We start from the raw sequence: 23,267 nt of genomic DNA on the forward strand, positions 1-23,267 counted from the left end.
TCGCTCCAAGATAGCGTGGCATCTTTAGGCTTTATCAGCATAGTTACTTAGATACATCTAAAGCAAGTTTTGTGGTAGAAGCCCATTGATGTAGCTGCATCAAAAGGCTTGATAGCGCAGAAGCATCGCCAGTAAAAAACTGATTGGCGGCAGATGTTGTTTGATGCTGAGTAGTCATTCTGAAAGCAGCGAAGAATTTCAGTAATCCTTCGTGATAAGAAGCATGACATTCAACACTATTATTTTTATTTATCACCCCAAACCCAAATAAACCGGAATTTTTAAGCAATTAGTAATTATTTTTTTCTTTAATTTTCAAAATTGATGTCTGTAAGGCTTGTTGTTGCGTCATTTGTCTTACTTACGTATTGTAGATGACTATAGGCGATCGCAGATAACGGTTACATGAGTACATCTTATGGAAGTGTACTTTTGTCAAGGATGAAAAGACCTCTCCCTGGCTTTACTACGTAAAACCGTCCCTCTCCGAGTCGGAGAGGGAAAGAGTTAAGACCTGGTTTCGATATCGTATAACTGGCAGAGGGTAAGAAGTTTTTGTTTGAGGCGATCGCGCACATTCTCTGGTAATATCACTACACAATCTGGCGCATACTGCATGACTTCGCGCATAAACCAAAATGTACTCGATACTCGCCTAATCACTCGTCGAACTTTTGGTTTATCTGGTAGCCATTCATGGATATCATCTTCTGGTTTAGCTTGATAAGCAAAAGCCAAATTTGCTAATAAGTGCATTTCTACTTTCATCTCATCCAAATTAGTACGCCATTCACCAGAAATTGAAGTCACCGCCGCATCCGTAATTCGGTCTAATCGTAAACTCCAGTTGTGAACCAGTTCTGGGATATCAAAGTTTCCTTCTGTTTCTTCGCACCAACAATCAAGATATTGCCGCTTTTCGTGGGGTGTAACTTTGGCATAGCGAACGGTAAAATTAAACACACGCTCTGCTGCATCTTGATAAGAAAGCTGAAAGGGTTGTTCGCGCAAGATATAGCGGTCTATGTCTAAGCGCCAAGGTGGGGGTAAATTCTCTAAGAAACGTTCGATTTCTCCCCGCAACGGTAATGATAATTCGCTGCGTTCGAGAAGTAAGTTTGCAATGATTTGGGCTTGTTCAATTTGCCCGATATCTGTCAAAGCATTGATACATCTATGTAATGCTCTAATGCGTGGTTCTTTCCAATCGTTATTGTTACCGATGAGTAACTTACGTTGAGCGATCGCTTCTATCAACTTGGAGATATTCGGGCGATCGCCCCACTTCATACCGAATTCTAAAGCGATCGCTTCTAGCTCCGCTTTGTCACGTTCTGATATTGACAGTGTAATAGATTGACCTTTTCGACTCATTAAAAATGTCCGTATAGTTTATACATGTTTTCTCTTGTCAACTTCTATTTTGCGTGCCAATATGGTTTTTAACAACTAGTCACGGACACTATTTAAGTGTATGTCCGAAAATTACAGAATTACTCTCAAGCCTGTTTACTCGCAAACCGTCCCCACACCTGACGGAGTGAAGTTACCTAAAGATTGGTTGCTTTCTTGGCATCAAGCTGCAACTTTAGAAGCGTTGCGCGATCCAAATATTGATGTAGTGTTCAACACTGCGATGACTGGCGATGGTAAAAGTCTAGCGGCTTACCTAGAAGTGCTTCAGGGTGAATTTTCTGCGATCGGACTTTACCCAACCAACGAACTCGCCCGCGATCAAGAAACGCAGATTAGAGGATATGTTGAGAAATTCCAGCCAGAGAATCAGCCGCGTGTAGTGCGTTTGAGTGGGGCTGATTTAGAGATTTATGCTGAAAATGAAGGATTAAAAAAAGGAGCTGCGATCGCAACTCTTACTAACCAGAGAGAAGCATTATTAACTAACCCTGATATTTTTCATTATTTGCATAGAGGTGCTTACATAATTCGTGGCGATAGTCCAGATAAGTTATGGGGCAGAATTGATAAAGATTTTGACTTATTTATTTTTGATGAATTTCACGTTTTTGCTGCTCCTCAAATTGCTAGTGTGATTAACACAATGTTGTTAATTCGCTGTACAAATCGCCGTAAGAAATTTCTGTTTCTCTCAGCTACACCAGATATAAACTTAATTGGGCGATTAGAAAAAGCAGGATTCCGTTGTAAAGAAATTGATCCTCTAAAACAAAAGAAATATCAATTTCCCGATACACCAGAACAAGGACAGCAACTACAAGCAAAGGGATGGCGGCAGGTAGCACGGACAATTTCGTTGCATTTTATTCCTTTGGAACCATCCTTTAAAGCTTCGGAAACCTGGCTAAAAGAAAATAGTGATTTGATTTTGGCTCAGTTTCAGCAGTATCCAGGAAGTAAAGGCGCAATCATCCTTAACTCAATCGCAGCCGTCAAACGCCTCACTCAGTTTTTTCGGGAAATATTACAGCCTTACGGATTGAAAGTTGGAGAGAATACAGGGCTATCGGGAAAAGCAGAAAAAGAGCTAAGTCTTTCTGCTGACTTGGTGATTGGTACTAGCACAATTGATGTTGGAGTTGATTTCAAAATCAATTTTTTAATTTTTGAATCATCAGATGCAGGTAACTTTATCCAACGTTTAGGACGCTTAGGAAGGCATGATGAATATGAGAAAGATGGTCAAAAAATTAAGTTTGAGAATTTCATAGCTTTTGCTCTAGTTCCTAACTTTTTGGTAGAGCGCTTGTATAAAGGGGATACTCCACCGTTAGAAGTGAATAGTATTTGCGATCGCCCCACTTTTCACAATACAATTACCGAGAATTATCGACAAATCAACGATTTTCGTGGTTATTATCGTCGTTGGGGGGCTGTGCAATCATTTTGGCTGTTTTATCAGTTGAGCGATCGCACAATTAAACAACAGTATGCCCAAAGCCGAGACAAGTTTCAAGAAGCCTGTGAACAAGTATTTGAAACAAGTCTAAAGTCTGCGGCTGGACGTGTTTCGGGATGGGCGAAAGATTGGCAAGCGCTTTCTGGTAAATCAGGAAATCCTATTGGTGAAGATGCTGCTAGTTTTCGAGGTTCAAGTCCTTTGCAATGTGGTTTATACGATTTAACGGAAGAAAACGAAGCAGATAGGTTTAAAACCTACGATTTACCTGGTATTTTGGGCAATTTAGAAATTGAAATGTGGACGGAAGCGGCATTTATACGGACGCTCAAAGAAACCGCAGAACGCACGGGACAACCCATCGCCAAAGGTAGATTTGCTCATTGTCTAGCATTTATGAAGTTGCGTTCCTACCGAGAGGAACGGCTGAACTGGAAGTTTACCTATTCTGGAAACTTGCAGCCAATTGCTGACGCTTGGAAAGTTCAGGTTTTGACTGGTGTGGAAATTTGGCAACCTGACAACTATTGGGTTGGGGAAATTAACAAACGCCTAAAAAAGGAAGGTTTGGTTTGTTATGTGATTCGCCGTCCTCTTGCTGAAGTGCGGATGCGGCTAAGGCTACCGATGAATTTTCAGATTTATGGTATCAGCGATCAGTATAGCTTTCATGATGCTACTGCGCCCTATGCGATCGCTTTTGGTCACTCTGCGCTGCTGCTGGATACGCTGGCGTACACCTTTAAAAGCAAAGGAGATGAGATATGGATTGCTTGAGGTTTCAATCCCTAATAGGGATTTTAGTGATTCAAAGTCTGAAGGCAGAGGAACGAACAGTAGTACGTTCACAGGGTATTGTTTCAATCCCTAATAGGGATTGGGAGTGTTTCAGTGCCTTAGACTTATACTATAGTGTACAGGTTTTATGCAGGGTAAAGGAGTTTCCCTGGTTAATACACTGTAAACTCTATATACTGATCGTTATTCTATGCAAAAGCAATGCAAAACCAGAATGCCGACCTCCACCTGATTCGCACGGTACTTAAACAACTTCATTATTTAGTTGACGCAATGGAAGCAGTACGACAGCAGAATGTCATTCAAGATAATCAGCTAGCTGACCTTGAGCATCGCGTCAGTTTTTTGGAGACAAATTTCGGACACCAAGTTTGCCGAAATGAGAATTTACAGAATCTCGTGGATTTTCATTACCCACCAGATTAAGACGCTGTTTGCAGCGTACACACCATAAAACAATCTACCGTCACTACATAGCTAAACGTGAACGAACAACATCTATTGGAAAGAATCACTGTCAACCCTCAAATATTTAGTGGTAAACCAATATTCGAGGTCGTCGCCTTGCGGTTGAACATATTTTAGGAATGCTTGCAACAGGAGAGACTATCGAAACCTTGCTAGAAGCTTATCCCTGGTTAGAACGCGAAGACGTGCAAGCCTGTTTAGTTTATGCGCGTCGGCTAGTTGAATCTGCAAGTTGAATCTTTTACGTTATGAGTAACCCCATTTCAAACGATTACAGAGATTTACTAATGGAAATAAAACAGCGTATTCGTTCAGCCCAGTACGAAGCACTAAAAGCAGTTAATCGGGAAATGATTAATCTCTACTGGGACATTGGACAGATGATTTTTACCCGACAGCAGGAGGCTGGTTGGGGTCAATCGGTAGTGGAACAGTTAGCAAAAGACTTACAAGCAGAGTTTCCTGGAATTAGCGGATTTTCTGCCCGTAACATTTGGAGAATGCGAGATTTTTATTTGACTTACCACTCTAAAGAAATTCTGCCACCAATGGTGGCAGAAATTGGATGGACTCACAATATAGTCATTTTAGAGAAGTGCAAAGATGACCTAGAACGAGAGTTTTATATCAGAATGACTCGCAAATTTGGTTGGACAAAAAATGTTTTGATTCACCAAATTGAAAATCAAACCTATGAAAAAACTCTGTTAAATCAGACTAACTTTGATAAAACTGTTCCCGTAGAGATTCGTAACCAATTAAAACTAGCTATCAAAGATGAATATACTTTTGATTTTTTGGAACTAGCAGATGAACACAGCGAACGACAGCTAGAACAATCAATTTTAACCAGAGTTGAACCATTTTTGCAAGAAATGGGCGGGATATTTGCTTTTATTGGTAGTCAATATCGGCTAGAAATTGATAATGAAGAATATTTTATAGATATTTTATTATATCATCGCCGCTTAAAATGTTTGGTAGCGATAGAACTGAAGATTGGTAAGTTTTTACCTGAATATGTTGGCAAGATGCAGTTTTATTTAGCTGTTTTAGATGACAAGGTAAGGCTACCTGATGAAAATCCTTCCATTGGGATTATTCTTTGCAAATCGAAACAGAGAACAATTGTTGAATATGCCTTAAAGGAATCTAATAAACCAATTGGTGTAGGAACTTATCAAGTGGTTTCAACATTGCCTCAAGAATTAAAAAATCAACTTCCGGCTCCAGAGCAAGTTGCCAAGTTGTTAGAAGGCGTGGAGTAAAAATTGGAGTTTGAAAATGTCTAATGATGATTGGTTATCAGGTGATTTTGGTTTTGATGGTGATTCTTCAGACCGCACTATCGAAACTGAAGGCGAATTATTAACACTTAAACTATTGCGTGAAGCTATTCAATCTCAAAATCCAGATGATAAGGTAATGGCAGACTTTGCCGAGTATGTCTTACCAAATCTGTTGAGTATAGCTATTGGTGTAACGGCGAAGGGTGGTAAGTTTTTTGATGAAATTGACCAACAGCGAGAAGCAGAAGGAAAAACTAAAGTTAGACGAGATAATGCTGCTGACCAATCACTGAATACTCACTTACTCAATGGATTATTCCCAGCAAATTTAATTGAGAAACGTTTAGAAAAACTTAATACCACAGTGCAGCGAGTGGTGAAAGAGCGAGAGCGCAGATTAGTAATTGCTGGATTTATTTTACATGATTTTGAAAAGTTTCCTGATGTCCCTGAAAACTGCCGCAAGCTACCGTTAACAGAACATCGTGAAATTATTGATAAAAAAGTTCACCAGTTAGGACTGGATAACTTTATAAATCCAGAAAATCCTGAAGGTTATCGAGAGTATCTAGATGATTTGTTGTGCATGGCTTATAATGCTCAACGTCGCTGGGATACTAACTGGAATTTTTCTGAATTTGGGTTGAATCCTCTTCTCAAAGACCGCACCCTTCGCAGTCTGTCTGATTTAACTTGTTTGGCTGATTCTCTCGCCTCAATTGTTAAACATCCCCAGGATGCAGAACATCCTAGACTCAAAGAAATCATCCACAGCCTTAGTGATGGACAGTTGAAATTTACCTATCACAGCATTGCTGAGAATCGGGGTGTTTTAACTAATGTCGTGAATAATGCTTTAATTCAGGCTCATACTAATCTCAATACTGATGAAGATATTTACTATGAACCTTTGTTATATCTACCAACAGGGGTAATTTACTTGGCTTCGCGCAATGCTCCAGCTATCTCGCCGGAAGATTTACCAGACCGTGTAGTTAACAGTATTAAATCGCTTTGTGCTGGACAATTACGCCTCAGACAAACAGGATTTGGTAGAGATGGCAAAGGCATGAAATATGCCGAATATTACAACTTATTTTTTGACGATATAGGCTTGATGAAAGTAGCTTTAGATGCTACATTACGTATCTTAAACCCTAATAAAGATTCTGTTGCGAAAAGCCGCAGCGAAAATCTAATTAAGTTTCAACAACAAAATGTTTTATCTGCTGATTATGAATTCAAATTTGAAGACGATATCCGTATTGACCAAATAGCAGAATTTGTTGATTTAGTTAGCCGAAAGATTTGGGAAGAGACAGTTAATCGCGTTGATTCGGCTCGGAAAAAAGATAAAAAGCTGCCAGCAGTTCCCGATTTTGATTTAACTCACAAGGTTGCAGAATTTTGGAATTTAGCAAAATGTTTGCCTCAAATTAGAGAAATTCAACGCATTAATGAAAGTCTCAAAGAAAACAAGTTAAAGGGAAATACCGGAGGAGTACCTTATGAATGGTATTATCTGGCGGCTAAATATTTAGAACATCATCCAGGAATTGAAGATGTACGCGAAGCTTGTCAGCAAGTCATTGACTATTTGACAACCTTAATTTCTCCGATAATTTCTCAGTATAAATTGCCTGATGGTTGGGATGATTTAAGGCTCTGGGTAAAACGAGTTGTGATGTTACCAGGCACGCATCAAGAGTCATCTGTTAAAACGCAAGTTGAAACATTTCTAAATGAGTTAGATAATTACAATGCTGCAAAAAAAGCAGGGCGAGGGAAACAATTAATCTGTTCAATTTCCCATTCTGCTTACACTGTTACTGAGCAAATGGAATCAGCAGTTTTATTTACGCCGCAAGTTTATACAAACAAGCAAATGTTAGGAGGTTCTAACGCTAAACGTAATATCTCCAGTATTGCAGGTGTGGAGATGATGCTGAGGCAAATATTGATGAATCAAACTCAAGTTGTAGGTAAACGATTTGAAGATGGTAAATATCGTTATCTCTACTTTTATCCTACTTATTACTTTACTCCAGAGACTAACAAGTTTTTGCAGAAAGCATACAATGGGATTGCTCAAACTCGCTTTGATACCAGCGTTCGCAATCATTTTATCAGTAAGGATTTACAGGCGGATTTGGGGCGCGATCGCTACCAAAGTGTAGATAGTTTCTTAATCGATGAAAACCTCCAGCGTGACAAGGATCGCACCTTTAAACTTTCCTATCCTGAAGACCAACCTTTAACATTTTACTTCATGGCACTCCCGCCAGGAAGAGACAGCACCGATACAGAATCTTGGGTAATGCCAACTTGGTTAGCGTTTGCTTTTCCAATGATTTTAGATGTTAAAACTGTGGTTTCAGAGTCACCAATTCCACCTTTTAATGATGGGGCTGAATTTGAGGAAAGCGTTTTCCTTGATAGTGCGCCCCATGCTTTCCGTGCTTTAGTAAGGCGCGATCGCTTTCGTCTTGACTATATCCTCGAAGGTTGGAATGAAAACGGCATCCAATACGCAGCACCTTTAAATGTACTTACTGCCGCTTACGCCATTCATTTAGATGTGAATGTGCGACAAGGTAAGTCTGGTTACGATGCCAATTGGGGAAGATTTACAGAACTGGCTAAAGATTTTGAAACCAGTCCACTGTACGTCTTTTCTTATCTCAATCGCTGGGTGCGCAACCAGGGTTCGGAAACAGCGCGAATTGAGAAAATTAGGCTTTATGCCTATCATTTTTATCCTTGTTTTGACCCTTATGTGAAATATGACACTAATATGGAGCAATTAATTGTGGGAGAAGCATCAAGCCTGAATCATCCTAAGAAATTAACAGATTTATACCGCAGATTTTACCGAGCTAATAAACGTTATAATCCTAAGTCTAATGCTGTGTTAAAACCAATTGATATTGCGGCTGAAACTATTCTCAAAGCTGAGTCAAGTGTGTTTCAGGGAGAAACATTAGTTGCAGCTGTTGCAGCAGAAGTTTTTAAACTGATGGATCGCGTTCATTCTTCTACTGCTGAAGGACGCTGGATCATGAGCAAACGAGAAGAAGAACGGCAAGCTGTTCTAGATTTTGCCAAGTATTTTGTAGTGGAGGTATTTGATAACTCATTTGCAGGCGATCGCGCTCGTTTGGCAGGCCGTCAACTCAACTTAATTAGGGATACTTGCGAATTTCTTTATCGTCTTGAAGATGACAAAGAAAATGCAGGCAAAAATGAAAAATCTGCGGAAATCGAGAACGACAATGAGTAGGGATTTACCCTTACCATTTTTGCTGGAAATGTAAACAAGTAGTGAATAATTCTTTGGAAAATAATCATGGCACTTTTAAAAACTGTTGAACAAAAATTCTTTCAAGCTGAAATTCCTTACAAACCAATGGGGAAATATGCTCATTTTTTGACCATCCGTATTACCGAATCTTATCCACTATTTCAGACAGATGCAGAACTGAATAAAGCACGGGTAAGAGCAGGAGTTAAAGACAAAACTACAATTAGCCGTTTGTCAATGTTCAAGCGCAAACAGTCTACTCCAGAGCGTTTAGTTGGTCGCGAATTGCTGCGTAACTATGGATTAATGACGGCTGAAGAATGTGAATACAACGTGAATTTTGCAATGGATAATCCTGATTGCATCATTTACGGTTTTGCTATTGGTGACTCTGGCTCTGAAAAATCGAAAGTTGTGGTAGACACGGCATTTTCAATTACAGCTTTTGATGAATCACACGAAACTTTCACCCTCAACGCTCCTTATGAAAATGGCACGATGGCTTCTAAAGGTGAAAATGGTTCTAAACCTGGTGAAGTTACCAGTCGAATTAATCAACAAGACCACATTAGACCGCAAGTGTTCTTTCCTAGTATTGTCACCTTGAAAGACCCTACTGAAGCTAGCTTCCTTTACGTTTTTAATAATATTTTGCGAACTCGTCACTATGGAGCGCAAACAACCCGTACAGGTCGCGTCAGAAATGAGTTGATTGGTGTTGTATTTGCTGACGGAGAAATTACTAGTAACCTGCGTTGGACTCAAGCAATATATGACCAAATGAAATCTAATAATACTATAAATCCTCCCGATCCACTAGATGAAGATGATGTAATTACTGCTGCTAAAAATGCTATTGAGGCGTTGATGGCTGATGAGTTTATTGTTCATACAGATTTCATTGGTGATACTTTTGTATCTTTAATTAATGAAGTCAAAACTTTAACAGGAAGTGAGAAAGGCATTCAGACAATTTTGCAAAAGGCTGATGCAGAAGCTAAAGCTTATGCCAATAAGCATATCAGCAAGAAGAAAACTGCTGCTAAAGCGGGGAAAGAGTAATGGTGTTTATTTATCGCTGTCAAATAGAACTTCATGACAGCCTCTATTACGCAACTCGTGAAATCGGGCGATTGTATGAAACAGAGCCAGTAATTCACAATTACGCTGTTTGTTATGCACTGGGTTTAGTTGATAGCCCAATCTACTTTACTACCGTTGCTGAAGAACATTCTTATCGCTATTTTTGCCCTGAACAAGTGCCAAAATATGAGGAGCATTTAACGCCACTCAATCAACAGCAAATTTATGTAACTCCGGCGCGATCGCTCAATCATTCTTCCATCCTCAACACCTGGAAGTATGCTAACAATAACTACCACGTTGAAATGGAGAAAACACAGAAAAATATCCCTAGTTTTGGCAGAGCAAAAGAAATAGCACCAGAAAGCCGATTTGAGTTTTTTGTCATTTCGCAAAAAGAACTCAAACTACCAAAGTGGATTCGCTTGGGTAAATGGATGAGCAAGGCTGAAGTTACGGTTGAACCATTACCGAAACATAAAATTTATGAAGGTATATTCACTTGTACACATCCATTAAATCCTTTAGATGTTATGTTCACTAATCAAGTGATTAGCTATGATGTTGTGAATATGCCTCCAGTTAGCTTAATTCAGAATGTCCAAATGCGAGGGCAATACTATCAATTTGATGGCATTCAAAACTTAAAAATTCCAGTTCAAATAGAATATCGCTTTCGGAGTTAACTACTTTCCAAAGCCTTTACTACGGCTTTTATTTTTTCGAGGCTCTATCGTCATTAACTCGGCTTTAAAACCTCTATAATTTTGCAACATTAACTTACGTATTCGCTGGCGTTGGTAAATCTGCACTTCAGCAGCTAGAAGATGATTAGGATCAATCTTTAGATGAGTAATAGAAGAAACATATTTTTCTTCACTTTCGGGATTATTTGGCTCTTTTAGTCCGCACATAATCCCGCCTTCATCTCCTGAATAGCCAACGAAATCAATTTCAAATTCTCTGTTTGGATCGGCGTTTACCCCTTTTTGCTTTAATGTCTTCAAAAACTGTTTGCCGGCTCGTGCTTTAATGGGTAAGTTCTCTTTGAGTTTTTCAGTTAGCGCCTTGGCTGCATTGTAATCATCAATTCTCATTGGTCTTTCTTGCTATGTAGTTTTTCTTACTTAAAAGAATACTACTATCATCACTCGACAGTCTTTAAAATTTTAGATACCACATTCAGCGATCGCTCCTCTATCCCTCGTGAAACACTATCAACAACAAACCAACGCCTTCCCCAGCGATTACCTAAACAACTTGTGGGGAGAAATCCAAGCTTGTCCTTACTTTGCTATCAACAACCTCAACCGCGATTTTGTCGCCACCAAAGGATTTTCTGTAGTATTTCAGCGTTCTGGATTAGCAAAAGTAGAACAGCAGTTTCCCTACTTCAAGCCTTACCTAGATTTGGCTCTCCAACCAAGTTGTAATGCTTTTTACCTCAATCCTTTACAACTCAAAGAAGGCTCCCGCGTCGATCCGCATATTGATCGCTCCTTGCGTTCATACTCCAAAACCATTGAACCGCCTGCGGTTGTGAGCGTTCTCTATGTGCGCGTACCTGCGGATATGGAAGGAGGAGAACTGGTATTGCGATCGCACAAACGCCAACTTGGGCAAATTAAGCCCCAATTCAATACTTTGGTTTATTTTCAAGGTGATTTAACTCATTCGGTTAACGCTGTCAAAACCCCAGGAAATCGCTTAAGTCTCGTTTGCGAACAGTATAGTTTGAGTGATGCTGAACTCCAGGAAATTCCTGAGTTTACTGTAGAGTCAAGAATCACTCAGTCTACAACCAAAAAAAGAAAGTATGCCTCATAGTTTAGTGTTGAATTTGCTACCTCAATCGCCCATTCCACCACAGTATCTCACAGGTAGACATCTCCACGCCCTATTTTTAACCCTTGTTAGTTCTGTAGATAAAGAATTAGGCGATCGCTTGCACGATTCCACCGCAGATAAAGCTTTTACCCTCTCTCCCTTACAAATTAATTCCTTCCTTTTGAAGGGGGTTAAGGCGGGATCTAAATTGCAATACTCACATCAACAAACCATTCCCGCCGGAACACCTTGTTGGTGGCGCATCTCTTTATTAGATGACACTCTATTTGGCAAACTTACTCAACTTTGGCTAAATCTTAATCCCAATCGCCCTTGGCATCTTGGCCCGGCTGACTTGTATATTACCAGCATTCAAGGCACACCCCAATCTAGTCAACCTTGGGCAAATGCTAGTACTTATGCTCAATTATACGAAGAAGCTAGCGATGTCTGCGACGGGCTACGCCTACGCAATTCTTCCATAAACCTTACCTTTTCCACGCCTACCGCCTTCCGTCAAGGACAGTATGATACTACCCTTCCTACCAGAGAATCTGTTTTCAATTCCCTACTTTCACGGTGGAATAAATACAGTGGCATAGAATTTTCTCAGATTGCGATCGAGTCAATATTTCCCTCATTTGTCAATATTCACACAGAAATATTAGCTGACTCCCGCAGCAAATTTATTGGCATTATTGGCGAAGTTACCTATAAGATTTTGGGAGAAATTAAACCCATACAAATTAAGCAACTTAATGCTTTAGCTGATTTTGCTTTGTATGCAGGAGTTGGTCGCAAAACAACTATGGGGATGGGAATGGCGCGACGGCTGTATTCTCCCTAATTTCAATAATCATTTAAAAACAATCTAACTTATGAATCAAACTGAATATATTTCCATTGCGGCATTGAATCAATATGCTTATTGTCCGCATCGCTGTTGGAGGATGTTTTGTGCAGGGGAATTTACCGATAATCAATACACAATTGAAGGTACAACTTTGCACGATCGCGTCCACACCACAAGCGATATCCAGCGAGGAGAAACTTGGCAAATTAGAGCAATTTGGCTGAAGTCTGAGCAATACAAACTCATCGGTAAATCTGATTTGATTGAAGCCGAATCTGGTCAAGTTTACCCAGTGGAATACAAACGAGGACGCAAAGGCGAATGGGATAACGATGAGTTGCAAGTTTGTGCCCAAGCCTTATGTTTAGAAGAGATGACAGGAGAACTAGTTAACACTGGATATATCTATTATGCCCACTCCCATCAACGGCAATTAGTAGAGATTAATGCAGAGTTACGACAAAGTGCGATCGCAACTATTCAATCTGTCACAAATCTCCTAGAAACAGGAGCAATGCCAAAACCAGTTTACAGCAAACGCTGCCAAGGATGCAGTCTTTATTCGCAATGTTTGCCCAAAGCAACCGATAAAGTCAAAAGTTACCAAGAAGCTAATTAAATTATACCCTAATCCAGTTTTGTTAAAAATTTCTCTCTCCTCTCTGCGTCCTCTGCGTCTTGGCGGTTCGTTAAAACAATTAACCTGCGAATTGTATTCACCCAATCTGCAATTATTACTAGGAAAAATCAACAATGGGAACACTTTATGTAACACAAACCGATGCTTTTATCGGTAAAGTTGACGAACGTCTCACTGTCAAAGCTGAACAAAAAACAATTTTGGATATCCCTTTAATTAAAATAGAGGGAATTGTAGTACTAGGACGGGCTACTATTTCTCCCGCCGTTGTTAATGAACTTTTAGAACGTCACATTTGTTTAACATTTCTCACACAAAATGGACGATATTTAGGACGTTTAGAACCAGAAGCTACTAAAAATATCTTTGTTCGTAAAGCCCAATGGCAAGCTGTGGGAGAATCAGAACCAGCAATACATTTAGTTAGAGGATTTGTCCGGGGTAAATTGAAAAATTACCGCCATAGCTTACTTCGCACTCAGCGAGAACATCCTGATACTGACCTGAATAATAACATCACTCGATTGGAAAATGCGATCGCACCAATCGAAAAAACTAACAGTATTGATTCCCTCAGAGGTTTAGAAGGTGCTGGTAGTGCAGCCTATTTCGGTTCCTTTCAACAGCTAATCAAAACCTCAGAATTTCAATTTGAAGCCAGACGCCGCCGCCCACCAACCGATCCAGTTAATGCGTTATTGAGTTTTGGGTATTCATTGCTACGTCATGATGTGCAAAGTGCTTTAAATATTGTCGGCTTCGATCCCTATCTAGGATACTTACACGTCGAGCGTTATGGTAGACCTTCCCTAGCCTTGGATTTGATGGAAGAATTTCGTCCTTTAATAGTGGATGCTGTAGTTTTGTCGCTGATTAACAAGCGATCGCTAACCCTAACTGACTTTACCACCGAACCACTCAGTGGTGCCGTAAATTTAACCAAAGAAGGACTGCACACATTTCTTCGCGCCTACCAACAAAAGAAACTATCGAGTTTCAAACATCCAGTTTTGGGAAACAAATGCACCTACCAAGAAGCCTTTGAAATTCAAGCGAGGTTACTGGCTAAATACCTCATGAACGAAATCGATAAATATCCCCCTTTAATTCTCAAATAACTCCCCCACTCCCATGTATATTGTTGTCAGCTACGACATTCCAGAAGATAAGCGTCGTACTAAAATCCATTCGATTCTTAAGTCTTATGGACAATGGATGCAACTGAGTGTGTTTGAGTGCAATATCACTCCCACTCAGTATGCTAAACTGCGATCGCGTTTATCTAAATTGATTAAACCCGGCACTGATAGTGTGCGCTTTTATTTTCTCTGTGGCTGTTGTCAGCGAAAAGTCGAACGCATTGGCGGAGAACAGCCACGAGACGAAACAATTTTCTTTGCTGAGTCTCCTTCTAGCTAAGTTCCCATATCTCAAATGCGCGGAAGGGTAGGTGTACAAATTCCACAGCACCAAAAAATGCTTCTATCCCAACTTCAGTAAGGCTTTCAACCTATTGGTCGCCTAATCCTCATCCGCGCAATCTCTGAAATGCTTATCAAAATACGATTTCAGCCTTTAAATTTTCCTGGCGCTCTTTCCAAACAAATTCTCTAATGCTATGATTGCCCTTAAATCGCGCAACCGCACCTTGAAAACTAAATATAGCTTAGGTTTTAGGCTCCCGCTATTGCAATTCATTAAAATCCCTATTAGGGATTGAAACTTGACAATACCAAAGGGATTTGATGGCGCAAAGGCAATGATTGCAATTCATTAAAATCCCTATTAGGGATTGAAACGGAATATTTAAATCGTGATCGACACCAGAACTAATATTGCAATTCATTAAAATCCCTATTAGGGATTGAAACGTTCCAATCACGGGATATGTACATATTCTTGGGATTAATTGCAATTCATTAAAATCCCTATTAGGGATTGAAACGGGTACTGGGGGTGGAATTGGGGGCGGTTTATCTTATTGCAATTCATTAAAATCCCTATTAGGGATTGAAACAGGGTCAGAGTTAGGCACTGGTGTCCCTGGGGGATTGCAATTCATTAAAATCCCTATTAGGGATTGAAACAGAAGAAAATATACTTTGATAAGGGGTATCAATGTATTGCAATTCATTAAAATCCCTATTAGGGATTGAAACATCACTCCATTTATAATAGATACGTTATTGCCAGAAAATTGCAATTCATTAAAATCCCTATTAGGGATTGAAACAAAAGACAAGGATAAACCGCCCCCACTACCTCCCCATTGCAATTCATTAAAATCCCTATTAGGGATTGAAACTTGCGGTGGTGGATAGCTTGGTGGTTCTACTGGAGTAATTGCAATTCATTAAAATCCCTATTAGGGATTGAAACGATTGAAATTCCCATTGCACTGACACCTTGTAACTTGAATTGCAATTCATTAAAATCCCTATTAGGGATTGAAACATTATCGAATAAATCAATAAACACAAAGTAATCAATTGCAATTCATTAAAATCCCTATTAGGGATTGAAACGTAATCTACTTACACTATTGCGTGAGTGCTATGAAATACAAAATTGCAATTCATTAAAATCCCTATTAGGGATTGAAACGCAAATACTCAGTGTATTGTGGTGAGTATTGCCCCATATTGCAATTCATTAAAATCCCTATTAGGGATTGAAACAGCAAAAGAGATTTTAGGCTTAAAGAGGAAAGCCCAGCATATTGCAATTCATTAAAATCCCTATTAGGGATTGAAACCTGATTTTGAAGGTAATGATTGCTGGCGAGTATCGATTGCAATTCATTAAAATCCCTATTAGGGATTGAAACTTGATCATTATAAGCAAAAACGCTTTTATTGTTTGCTATTGCAATTCATTAAAATCCCTATTAGGGATTGAAACGATTATTAATTTGAGAAAGGGCTCTAGCTCTAAAGTTACTAATTGCAATTCATTAAAATCCCTATTAGGGATTGAAACCAAAGATATTGTTTCTAAATATCAAGCAATTCTCGATGAATTGCAATTCATTAAAATCCCTATTAGGGATTGAAACAATTAGCGACATAATTCCCCCACAAGCAATAATGGATTGCAATTCATTAAAATCCCTATTAGGGATTGAAACAGCTACTTCACGCAAGCCATTCATGCCACGTTTTTGGATTGCAATTCATTAAAATCCCTATTAGGGATTGAAACGTACTCACTATCACTAAGTCCGTAAGGCATTTCATTCCATTGCAATTCATTAAAATCCCTATTAGGGATTGAAACCCACTACTAGTAGAAGATACATAGGTAGGAGTTAAAATTGCAATTCATTAAAATCCCTATTAGGGATTGAAACATTCTACTAGAGGCTGTCCCTCCTTTATTATAGGCAGATTGCAATTCATTAAAATCCCTATTAGGGATTGAAACCTTTTAACTTACCCTGTGCTGTTTTAACCTCCGGGCACCCATATTGCAATTCATTAAAATCCCTATTAGGGATTGAAACAATCCCATTGAACTAGAATCTAAGGTGACTACAGTATATTGCAATTCATTAAAATCCCTATTAGGGATTGAAACAAGGATAACTAATTTAGATGACCTTTCAAAACTTTATTGCAATTCATTAAAATCCCTATTAGGGATTGAAACGTATTTTCTAGGAGTACCAAAGCATTTTGACGCTCCTATTGCAATTCATTAAAATCCCTATTAGGGATTGAAACCCCAGAATAGAAACACTTTGCCCGGATATTAGCAATTGCAATTCATTAAAATCCCTATTAGGGATTGAAACCAATCTACACAAAATACAACAGAGCAATCATGGCCCAATTGCAATTCATTAAAATCCCTATTAGGGATTGAAACAAATAATTATCAGTACACTTAATCGCTCGAACAAAATTACAATTCATTAAAATCCCTATTAGGGATTGAAACTGATTATGGGCTGGTTTTCAAAGAAAAGTGATAATATTGCAATTCATTAAAATCCCTATTAGGGATTGAAACTGGAAGGAGAGTGAATACAGAACGAAATCAGAGCCGAATTGCAATTCATTAAAATCCCTATTAGGGATTGAAACTAAGCAGTTAATACCTACACTGCCTGATAAGTTTAAATTGCAATTCATTAAAATCCCTATTAGGGATTGAAACTTGAAAAGGCTTAATGATATGAAAGTTAAGCCTGATTGCAATTCATTAAAATCCCTATTAGGGATTGAAACAAAAGCCTGGGGTGAACTTGGAGAGCCTTCCATTGCATTGCAATTCATTAAAATCCCTATTAGGGATTGAAACTAAGAATGGGGCAACCGTGCTGCAAACATTAGACATTGCAATTCATTAAAATCCCTATTAGGGATTGAAACAAATGGCTTAGGGCTAGATAACAGTACAGATATTGTTGATAGCATTGCAATTCATTAAAATCCCTATTAGGGATTGAAACAGTACAAGCTTCTCCCTGCAATACTTGCCCTTTTGATTGCAATTCATTAAAATCCCTATTAGGGATTGAAACTTGCGACTACCACAAGCTTGGCATCTCTTTCCATCTATTGCAATTCATTAAAATCCCTATTAGGGATTGAAACAGTATTCGGAACAACAGATAACTGATTAGAGGCTTCATTGCAATTCATTAAAATCCCTATTAGGGATTGAAACAAGCCTACAATATGATTCAAGAGACTCACAGTGAATTGCAATTCATTAAAATCCCTATTAGGGATTGAAACATGATGGTGGTATATTAGATTTACAAAGTTACAAGCCATTGCAATTCATTAAAATCCCTATTAGGGATTGAAACAGGAAAAGCAAGAGCAAATGGGGAGAGAACGAATGGATTGCAATTCATTAAAATCCCTATTAGGGATTGAAACCCGTAACTGGTGGTGGCGGTGGCGGTGGCGGAACTCATTGCAATTCATTAAAATCCCTATTAGGGATTGAAACAAGTTCACTAGATACGATGGTAGTAGGTTTGTTACGAATTGCAATTCATTAAAATCCCTATTAGGGATTGAAACATTTGAATTCAAGACAGAATCGAGAGTTATTAAATTGCAATTCATTAAAATCCCTATTAGGGATTGAAACAAAAATCTACGATTATCCCCGAAAGGACTGATGGATTGCAATTCATTAAAATCCCTATTAGGGATTGAAACTGCAATGTCTTGCAGACATGCCGAGGGGGTCGCATTGCAATTCATTAAAATCCCTATTAGGGATTGAAACAGAGTTAACGCTGGCAATACTAGCGATATCTACCATTGCAATTCATTAAAATCCCTATTAGGGATTGAAACTTGGCATATCACCAGTTTATCCACTACAGGTAGCGATGCCTATTGCAATTCATTAAAATCCCTATTAGGGATTGAAACTCAGTCGATTTATGTCCGGTAATCCTTGATAAAAATTGCAATTCATCAAAATCCCTATTAGGGATTAAAAGCATATTGTCACGTACCCAAAAATCTTTAGTCTACTTCAGTAGACTTTAGCTATTAGCCTTGAACTTTAGTTCCAGGCGGGTGAGTCAGCTAACAGTTAAACTACTTTTAGCTTAAGTTGACACTTATGGGCAATGCAGGGCAAACGCATCATGTCAACAAAACCCTTTCATTATCAATAAGCTTCAAAATAGTCGCATTAATTGCTGCTTATTGACAGAGAGTTAGGCGATCGCTTTGGGTTTAAAAAACAAATCAAACGAGAAACGCTGATTTTTCGTTGGTTTTTAAGATTGGTCGTGATCAAGAGTAATTTAGATGCGTTTGCCCTGATGGGCAATGCCATTGCCCAATACCTAATACCCCCATTCAAAATTCCACAATTACCGGCGTATGGTCGCTAGGTTGCGCTAATTTCCTGGGCGCGACATCAATGATGCAACTTGTAGCACGCTCATACAGAATAGGTGTGAGATAGTGATGGTCAATCCGCCAACCTAAGTTGCGACGGAAGGCGGCGGCGCGATAATCCCACCAGCTATAATTTCCGCCTTCTGTGGTGAATTTACGAAAAGCATCAGCAAACCCCAATTTTAGAATATCCCGTAAGGCTTGGCGCTCTGCTTCTGTTGCCATAATATGATTTTCTGTACTCACTTGCTCGTGAATATCCTTATCTTCTAGGGCGATGTTAAAATCACCGCACACACAAATTGCAGGTTCTGACAACACCAACAATCGTAAATACTCGTGTAGTGCTGTTAACCAGCGCATTTTGTATTCATATTTTTCAGTTCCGACTGCTGCACCATTGGGAACATATAAGTTAACAATCCGAATACCATCAATTACACCTGTAATCACCCGCTTTTGCTCATCCCATTCGTGGTGTAAATCTGGCAAAACCGCCCTAAACCCTCTACTTACGTCTACGAGTGGCTGGCGACTAATTATGGCTACGCCGTTATAAGATTTTTGTCCTGATACATAAAGGTTATAGCCTAACTGCTCAAAAGGCGATCGCGGAAACTCGGCATCCACAACTTTGGTTTCTTGTAAGCAGAGAACATCAACAGGATTGGCAGTTAACCAATCGATAACCTGGTCTAGACGAGTGCGAATTGAGTTGACATTCCAAGTAGCGATTTTCATTAGTTATCAGAATTTTTTGTAAATTAATAATTACAAATTATGTAATTATTGTACAGTTACTTAATATTTATAATTTCTGTTCCATTTACCAATTACATTTAAACCAAGCTTTAATGGCTTGATCCCATTGGATATTTTAGTAGTTTTAGCTACAAAATATTCCTTTTTGTAAGTTCTACTACAAAATATTCTACCTCGTTATGATCCCCAAGGCAGATGCAACAAGTGATTGATTTACTCTAAGTTAGAAAGATAGCTCAGAGTTGAGTTTAGCCGATAGTCCATTAGATTTGTCGGTAAAAAATTTCCAGTACGATTAACCATTACTGCGCTTTTCGTAGCTTGTTAGGTTAATTTAAATGTCAAAAGAGTAAGTACAAATACTCTCTCCTCATACAATAATGATGCAACTCATTATATTGAGGAGAATTTGATAGACTGAACCAAAAAAACTTATGAAAATCGCTCAAGTTGCCCCCTTATGGGAAAGGGTTCCCCCTCCTAATTATGGAGGAATAGAACTGGTAGTGAGTCGCTTGACTGATGAACTTGTTCGTCGCGGTCATGAGGTAACCTTATTTGCCTCTGGCGATTCTCAAACTTTGGCTTATTTAGAAGCAGTTTATCCACAGGCATTGCGCTTAGATCCAAATATCAAAGAGTATGCAGTGTACGAAATGCTAGAACTAAGCCAAGTTTACCAGAGTGCTGCCCAATTCGATATTATCCATTCCCATGTAGGGATTTCGGCATTACCTTTAGCGAGTTTGATAACAGCAACTTCTACTGTGCATACCCTGCACAATCATTTTACAAGGGATAACCGCCACCTATTTAACTACCACAAAAAGCAACCTTATGTCAGCATTAGTAACTCGCAGCGTCAAATCGATCTCAATTATATTGACACAATTTATAACGGAATTGAGCTAGCAGATTATCCATTTGTAGCCCAACCTTCAGAACCGCCGTATTTGGCATTTTTAGGTCGTTTTTCGCCAGAGAAAGGGCCACAACATGCGATCGCTATTGCTAAACAGAGTGGTTTACGCTTGAAGATGGCAGGAAAGGTTGATGTTCAAGACTCTAAGTTTTTTGAACAAGAGATTGCCCCCCTCATAGATAGTCAGCAAATTGAATATTTAGGCGAAATCAACCATGCCGAAAAGACTGAACTTCTGGGCAATGCTGCCATAACTCTTTTCCCGATTAGTTGGCAAGAACCTTTTGGGTTAGTAATGATTGAATCAATGGCAACTGGTACACCAGTAATTGCCATGAATTTCGGCTCTGTACCTGAAGTAATTGCCCACGGTAAAACAGGTTTTATCTGCAAAAACTATGCAGAAATGGCGGCAATGATTCCATTAGCTTTGGAACTCAATCGTCAAACCTGTAGAAAACACGTAGAAAACAACTTTAGTGTTAGCCAAATGGTTAACGGATATGAAGCTGTTTACAGACAAATTATTAAAGACCGCATAGAATCGAATGGCTGCATTTGTGCAGGTAACATTCAGTTTTAATCAACTGTTTTTTTTATCCAACTTAAACAATAATTTTTTTTTAGGAGGACATTGGTATGAGTACGAGAGCCAACACCTGCCCATGCTGCGGTGGTTCCCTCCTGCGCCATGTACGACATGGTGAACTATATTGGTTTTGCCTGTCGTGCCGACAAGAAGTACCGCTATTAACTGCTACTCGTTTGCCTAATGTGGAAACCCGGAATACCGGAGTAGTTCCACAGCCTGCGGTAAATTCTTAGTTTGACGGCATTTTAGATTAATAAAAGCCTACTAGAAATCAAAACTAATTTACTTTAAACCTATCAACTAGTGGTTTTTCTCATTAGTTACAAGGAGTAAACAAGTTCGTAGTAAAGACTTTAGTCCTGGATTTTTAAGCACTGAAGTGCTTACTATAAACTCATTAAAATTAATGAGACAGACCATTAGCTTCAACTGATAAAATCGGATGGAGCTAATTAATAGGTTTAAAGCTTTGTTAGCAGCATTACTTTATGGGCAAGAAAATTTCCGCTTAGAGCAAGTTCCTGACCCCACTCCGGCGGCTGGCGAAGTTGTAATTCAAGTGGAGGCAGCAACAACTTGTGGTACAGATTTAAAAGTCTGGCGGCGTGGTGGTCATGCCAAAATGCTGATACCACCAACGCTGTTTGGTCATGAAGGGGCTGGACGAATTGTTGCTTTGGGTGCAGGGGTTAGAAATTGGCAAGTAGGCGATCGCATCGTCGCTAATAATTCCGCCCCATGCATGAAATGCTTTTTTTGTCAACGTCAAGAGTATTCATTATGTCCGAATTTGACATGGAATAATGGGACTTTTGCGGAATACTTGAAAATTCCTGCACCGATAGTGCAGCATAATTTATTGCAAATTCCCGATGAGTTGCCGTGGGAATTGGCAGCCATGACGGAACCCTTAGCTTGTGTGTTGCATGGTATCGCCCGTTCTAACGTCAAAGCCAAAGATAAAGTGGTCGTTTTAGGGGATGGAGCGATCGGATTGATGTTTGTGGCAGCGTTGAGTGAGAAAGCTGAGGTGTTGCTGTGGGGAGGTAATCACCACAGGCTAGAAATTGGTCAAAAATTGGGTGCAGCCCAGACTTTTAACTATCATCAAATTCCAGAAATTCCCAGTGTGGTGAAAGAACTTACCCAAGGATGGGGCGCAGATGTAGTGATTGAAGCAACAGGTGTACCAAGTGTTTGGGAAACTGCGATCGCCTGCGCCCGTCCTGGTGCAACAGTCAACTTATTCGGTGGATGTCCACGGGATACCAGCATTACTGTCAACACAGAACAGCTACACTACAGCGAACTGACCATCAAAGGCGTGTTTCATAATACACCAAAGTATGTGCAGGAGGCGCTGGCACTGATCGCTAGTCGCAAAATTCGCTTTGAGTTACTTATTAGTGAACAGCGGCCATTAAAAGATTTAGAACAGGTGTTTTGTGAGATGAAGGCGCGTCAGGTAATTAAAGTAGCGATGATTCCTTAGATCGTGTTAGTTACAGTGTGAGGAAGAAGACAAGATGTTATTTATGGTGGTCGAGCGATTTAAGGATGGCAAGGCTAAAGAGATATACCGCCGATTTCAAGAGAAAGGGCGCATGATGCCTGAAGGTTTGAAGTATTTAGATAGCTGGGTTGAGGTCAATTTTGATCGTTGCTTTCAACTGATGGAATGTGACGATATACGTTTATTTCAGGAGTGGATATTCCACTGGCAGGATCTTGTTGAATTCGAGATAATTCCTATCCTTCCGTCGAAAGAGACAGCAGAGGTAGTTACTAATACCATTTCTTTGTGAGGCTGCGCCAAACCCTTTTAACTTCTTTCTTTGTGTCCTACCCTGCGGGACGATCAGGTAAATTAAGCTTGTCAGACCAATTGTTGATGACGTTGGAAAGAAGAGAGAGAGTACCGTACCTACTTCCAAACAAGCAAATGCTGTCGCCCAACAAGCAAATGCGAGCGCTCAACAAG

General features: G+C 39.5%; 19 protein-coding genes, 1 pseudogene and 1 CRISPR repeat array. Of the genes and pseudogenes, 16 read left to right on the forward strand and 4 right to left on the reverse strand.

What is annotated here, in order from left to right; translation table 11 throughout:
• Positions 1-43: 43 nt before the first annotated feature.
• A complete protein-coding gene (locus RMY00_RS23530; protein ID WP_322649853.1) occupies positions 44-289 on the reverse strand; it encodes a hypothetical protein in 246 nt (81 codons plus the stop codon).
• Between the two features lie 218 nt (positions 290-507).
• Positions 508-1,374, reverse strand: coding sequence for a WYL domain-containing protein (locus RMY00_RS23535; RefSeq protein ID WP_322649854.1), 867 nt, complete (start codon positions 1,372-1,374; stop codon positions 508-510).
• A 100-nt stretch (positions 1,375-1,474) separates the two neighbouring features.
• Between RMY00_RS23535 and cas3 the strand changes: the two genes are divergently transcribed.
• The 7 genes and pseudogenes from cas3 (at position 1,475) to cas5d (ending at position 10,500) form a co-directional block, all read left to right on the forward strand.
• A complete protein-coding gene (gene cas3, locus RMY00_RS23540; protein WP_322649855.1) occupies positions 1,475-3,652 on the forward strand; it encodes a type I-D CRISPR-associated helicase Cas3' in 2,178 nt (725 codons plus the stop codon).
• Positions 3,653-3,874: 222 nt separating this feature from the next.
• Positions 3,875-4,099: a hypothetical protein gene (locus RMY00_RS23545; protein WP_322649856.1), complete on the forward strand. Its 225-nt coding sequence runs from the start codon at positions 3,875-3,877 to the stop codon at positions 4,097-4,099.
• A 57-nt stretch (positions 4,100-4,156) separates the two neighbouring features.
• Positions 4,157-4,377: pseudogene (locus RMY00_RS36240) on the forward strand (DUF433 domain-containing protein).
• A gap of 12 nt (positions 4,378-4,389) precedes the next feature.
• The gene (locus RMY00_RS23555; RefSeq protein WP_322649858.1) at positions 4,390-5,409 is read left to right on the forward strand and encodes a PDDEXK nuclease domain-containing protein; all 1,020 of its coding nucleotides are present in this window, start codon (positions 4,390-4,392) and stop codon (positions 5,407-5,409) included.
• 16 nt (positions 5,410-5,425) lie between these two features.
• Positions 5,426-8,710 carry a type I-D CRISPR-associated protein Cas10d/Csc3 gene (cas10d, locus tag RMY00_RS23560; protein WP_322649859.1) on the forward strand — a complete coding sequence of 1,095 codons (3,285 nt, stop codon included), beginning with the start codon at positions 5,426-5,428 and terminating at the stop codon, positions 8,708-8,710.
• Between the two features lie 66 nt (positions 8,711-8,776).
• Positions 8,777-9,793 (forward strand): type I-D CRISPR-associated protein Cas7/Csc2, encoded by a 1,017-nt coding sequence (gene cas7d / locus RMY00_RS23565; RefSeq protein WP_322649860.1) that lies wholly within the window; start codon positions 8,777-8,779, stop codon positions 9,791-9,793.
• Positions 9,793-10,500 carry a type I-D CRISPR-associated protein Cas5/Csc1 gene (gene cas5d / locus RMY00_RS23570; protein ID WP_322649861.1) on the forward strand — a complete coding sequence of 236 codons (708 nt, stop codon included), beginning with the start codon at positions 9,793-9,795 and terminating at the stop codon, positions 10,498-10,500. The genes cas7d and cas5d overlap by 1 nt, the downstream gene beginning before the upstream one ends.
• On the opposite strand, the gene RMY00_RS23575 is transcribed toward cas5d, so the two are convergent.
• Positions 10,501-10,911 (reverse strand): hypothetical protein, encoded by a 411-nt coding sequence (locus RMY00_RS23575; protein WP_322649862.1) that lies wholly within the window; start codon positions 10,909-10,911, stop codon positions 10,501-10,503.
• Positions 10,912-11,020: 109 nt separating this feature from the next.
• Between RMY00_RS23575 and RMY00_RS23580 the strand changes: the two genes are divergently transcribed.
• The 5 genes from RMY00_RS23580 to cas2 all read left to right on the forward strand — a co-directional run bounded on the left by RMY00_RS23580 (position 11,021) and on the right by cas2 (position 14,553).
• The gene (locus RMY00_RS23580; RefSeq protein ID WP_174712088.1) at positions 11,021-11,641 is read left to right on the forward strand and encodes a 2OG-Fe(II) oxygenase; all 621 of its coding nucleotides are present in this window, start codon (positions 11,021-11,023) and stop codon (positions 11,639-11,641) included.
• Positions 11,631-12,488: a CRISPR-associated endoribonuclease Cas6 gene (cas6, locus tag RMY00_RS23585; RefSeq protein ID WP_322649863.1), complete on the forward strand. Its 858-nt coding sequence runs from the start codon at positions 11,631-11,633 to the stop codon at positions 12,486-12,488. Before RMY00_RS23580 ends, cas6 begins: the two co-directional genes overlap by 11 nt.
• 31 nt (positions 12,489-12,519) lie before the next feature.
• Entirely contained in the window at positions 12,520-13,113 is a 594-nt protein-coding gene (gene cas4, locus RMY00_RS23590) for a CRISPR-associated protein Cas4 (RefSeq protein ID WP_322649864.1), read from the forward strand.
• Positions 13,114-13,247: 134 nt separating this feature from the next.
• Positions 13,248-14,252: a type I-D CRISPR-associated endonuclease Cas1d gene (cas1d, locus tag RMY00_RS23595; protein WP_322649865.1), complete on the forward strand. Its 1,005-nt coding sequence runs from the start codon at positions 13,248-13,250 to the stop codon at positions 14,250-14,252.
• Positions 14,253-14,265: 13 nt separating this feature from the next.
• Complete coding sequence (gene cas2 / locus RMY00_RS23600; protein WP_322649866.1) at positions 14,266-14,553, forward strand: CRISPR-associated endonuclease Cas2; 288 nt, start codon at positions 14,266-14,268, stop codon at positions 14,551-14,553.
• Between the two features lie 267 nt (positions 14,554-14,820).
• Positions 14,821-18,601: a CRISPR direct-repeat array (repeat unit 37 nt; unit sequence ATTGCAATTCATTAAAATCCCTATTAGGGATTGAAAC).
• 367 nt (positions 18,602-18,968) lie between these two features.
• On the opposite strand, the gene xth is transcribed toward cas2, so the two are convergent.
• Positions 18,969-19,751, reverse strand: coding sequence for an exodeoxyribonuclease III (gene xth, locus RMY00_RS23605; protein WP_322649867.1), 783 nt, complete (start codon positions 19,749-19,751; stop codon positions 18,969-18,971).
• A gap of 455 nt (positions 19,752-20,206) precedes the next feature.
• On the opposite strand from xth, the gene RMY00_RS23610 reads away from it, so the two are divergent.
• From RMY00_RS23610 to RMY00_RS23625, 4 genes are all read left to right on the forward strand, one after another.
• Positions 20,207-21,277, forward strand: a complete 1,071-nt coding sequence (locus RMY00_RS23610) for a glycosyltransferase family 4 protein (protein WP_322649868.1) — start codon at positions 20,207-20,209, stop codon at positions 21,275-21,277.
• A gap of 56 nt (positions 21,278-21,333) precedes the next feature.
• A complete protein-coding gene (locus RMY00_RS23615; RefSeq protein ID WP_229456132.1) occupies positions 21,334-21,519 on the forward strand; it encodes a hypothetical protein in 186 nt (61 codons plus the stop codon).
• 236 nt (positions 21,520-21,755) lie between these two features.
• Positions 21,756-22,778, forward strand: a complete 1,023-nt coding sequence (locus RMY00_RS23620) for a zinc-dependent alcohol dehydrogenase (RefSeq protein WP_322649954.1) — start codon at positions 21,756-21,758, stop codon at positions 22,776-22,778.
• Between the two features lie 34 nt (positions 22,779-22,812).
• Complete coding sequence (locus RMY00_RS23625; protein ID WP_322649869.1) at positions 22,813-23,091, forward strand: DUF3303 domain-containing protein; 279 nt, start codon at positions 22,813-22,815, stop codon at positions 23,089-23,091.
• Positions 23,092-23,267: the final 176 nt, after the last annotated feature.

This window comes from Nostoc sp. ChiVER01 (genome assembly GCF_034531155.1).
Taxonomy (GTDB): domain Bacteria; phylum Cyanobacteriota; class Cyanobacteriia; order Cyanobacteriales; family Nostocaceae; genus Nostoc.

What these genes read in the sequence shown, in the direction of transcription:
- RMY00_RS23545 (WP_322649856.1), top strand. Translation starts at nt 3,875, where the DNA reads ATGCAAAACCAGAATGCCGACCTCCACCTGATTCGCACGGTACTTAAA.
- RMY00_RS23575 (WP_322649862.1), bottom strand. Translation starts at nt 10,911, where the DNA reads ATGAGAATTGATGATTACAATGCAGCCAAGGCGCTAACTGAAAAACTC.
- cas5d (WP_322649861.1), top strand. Translation starts at nt 9,793, where the DNA reads ATGGTGTTTATTTATCGCTGTCAAATAGAACTTCATGACAGCCTCTAT.
- RMY00_RS23535 (WP_322649854.1), bottom strand. Translation starts at nt 1,374, where the DNA reads ATGAGTCGAAAAGGTCAATCTATTACACTGTCAATATCAGAACGTGAC.
- RMY00_RS23610 (WP_322649868.1), top strand. Translation starts at nt 20,207, where the DNA reads ATGAAAATCGCTCAAGTTGCCCCCTTATGGGAAAGGGTTCCCCCTCCT.
- cas4 (WP_322649864.1), top strand. Translation starts at nt 12,520, where the DNA reads ATGAATCAAACTGAATATATTTCCATTGCGGCATTGAATCAATATGCT.
- RMY00_RS23625 (WP_322649869.1), top strand. Translation starts at nt 22,813, where the DNA reads ATGTTATTTATGGTGGTCGAGCGATTTAAGGATGGCAAGGCTAAAGAG.
- cas1d (WP_322649865.1), top strand. Translation starts at nt 13,248, where the DNA reads ATGGGAACACTTTATGTAACACAAACCGATGCTTTTATCGGTAAAGTT.
- cas7d (WP_322649860.1), top strand. Translation starts at nt 8,777, where the DNA reads ATGGCACTTTTAAAAACTGTTGAACAAAAATTCTTTCAAGCTGAAATT.
- RMY00_RS23555 (WP_322649858.1), top strand. Translation starts at nt 4,390, where the DNA reads ATGAGTAACCCCATTTCAAACGATTACAGAGATTTACTAATGGAAATA.
- cas6 (WP_322649863.1), top strand. Translation starts at nt 11,631, where the DNA reads ATGCCTCATAGTTTAGTGTTGAATTTGCTACCTCAATCGCCCATTCCA.
- cas10d (WP_322649859.1), top strand. Translation starts at nt 5,426, where the DNA reads ATGTCTAATGATGATTGGTTATCAGGTGATTTTGGTTTTGATGGTGAT.
- cas3 (WP_322649855.1), top strand. Translation starts at nt 1,475, where the DNA reads ATGTCCGAAAATTACAGAATTACTCTCAAGCCTGTTTACTCGCAAACC.
- RMY00_RS23615 (WP_229456132.1), top strand. Translation starts at nt 21,334, where the DNA reads ATGAGTACGAGAGCCAACACCTGCCCATGCTGCGGTGGTTCCCTCCTG.
- xth (WP_322649867.1), bottom strand. Translation starts at nt 19,751, where the DNA reads ATGAAAATCGCTACTTGGAATGTCAACTCAATTCGCACTCGTCTAGAC.
- cas2 (WP_322649866.1), top strand. Translation starts at nt 14,266, where the DNA reads ATGTATATTGTTGTCAGCTACGACATTCCAGAAGATAAGCGTCGTACT.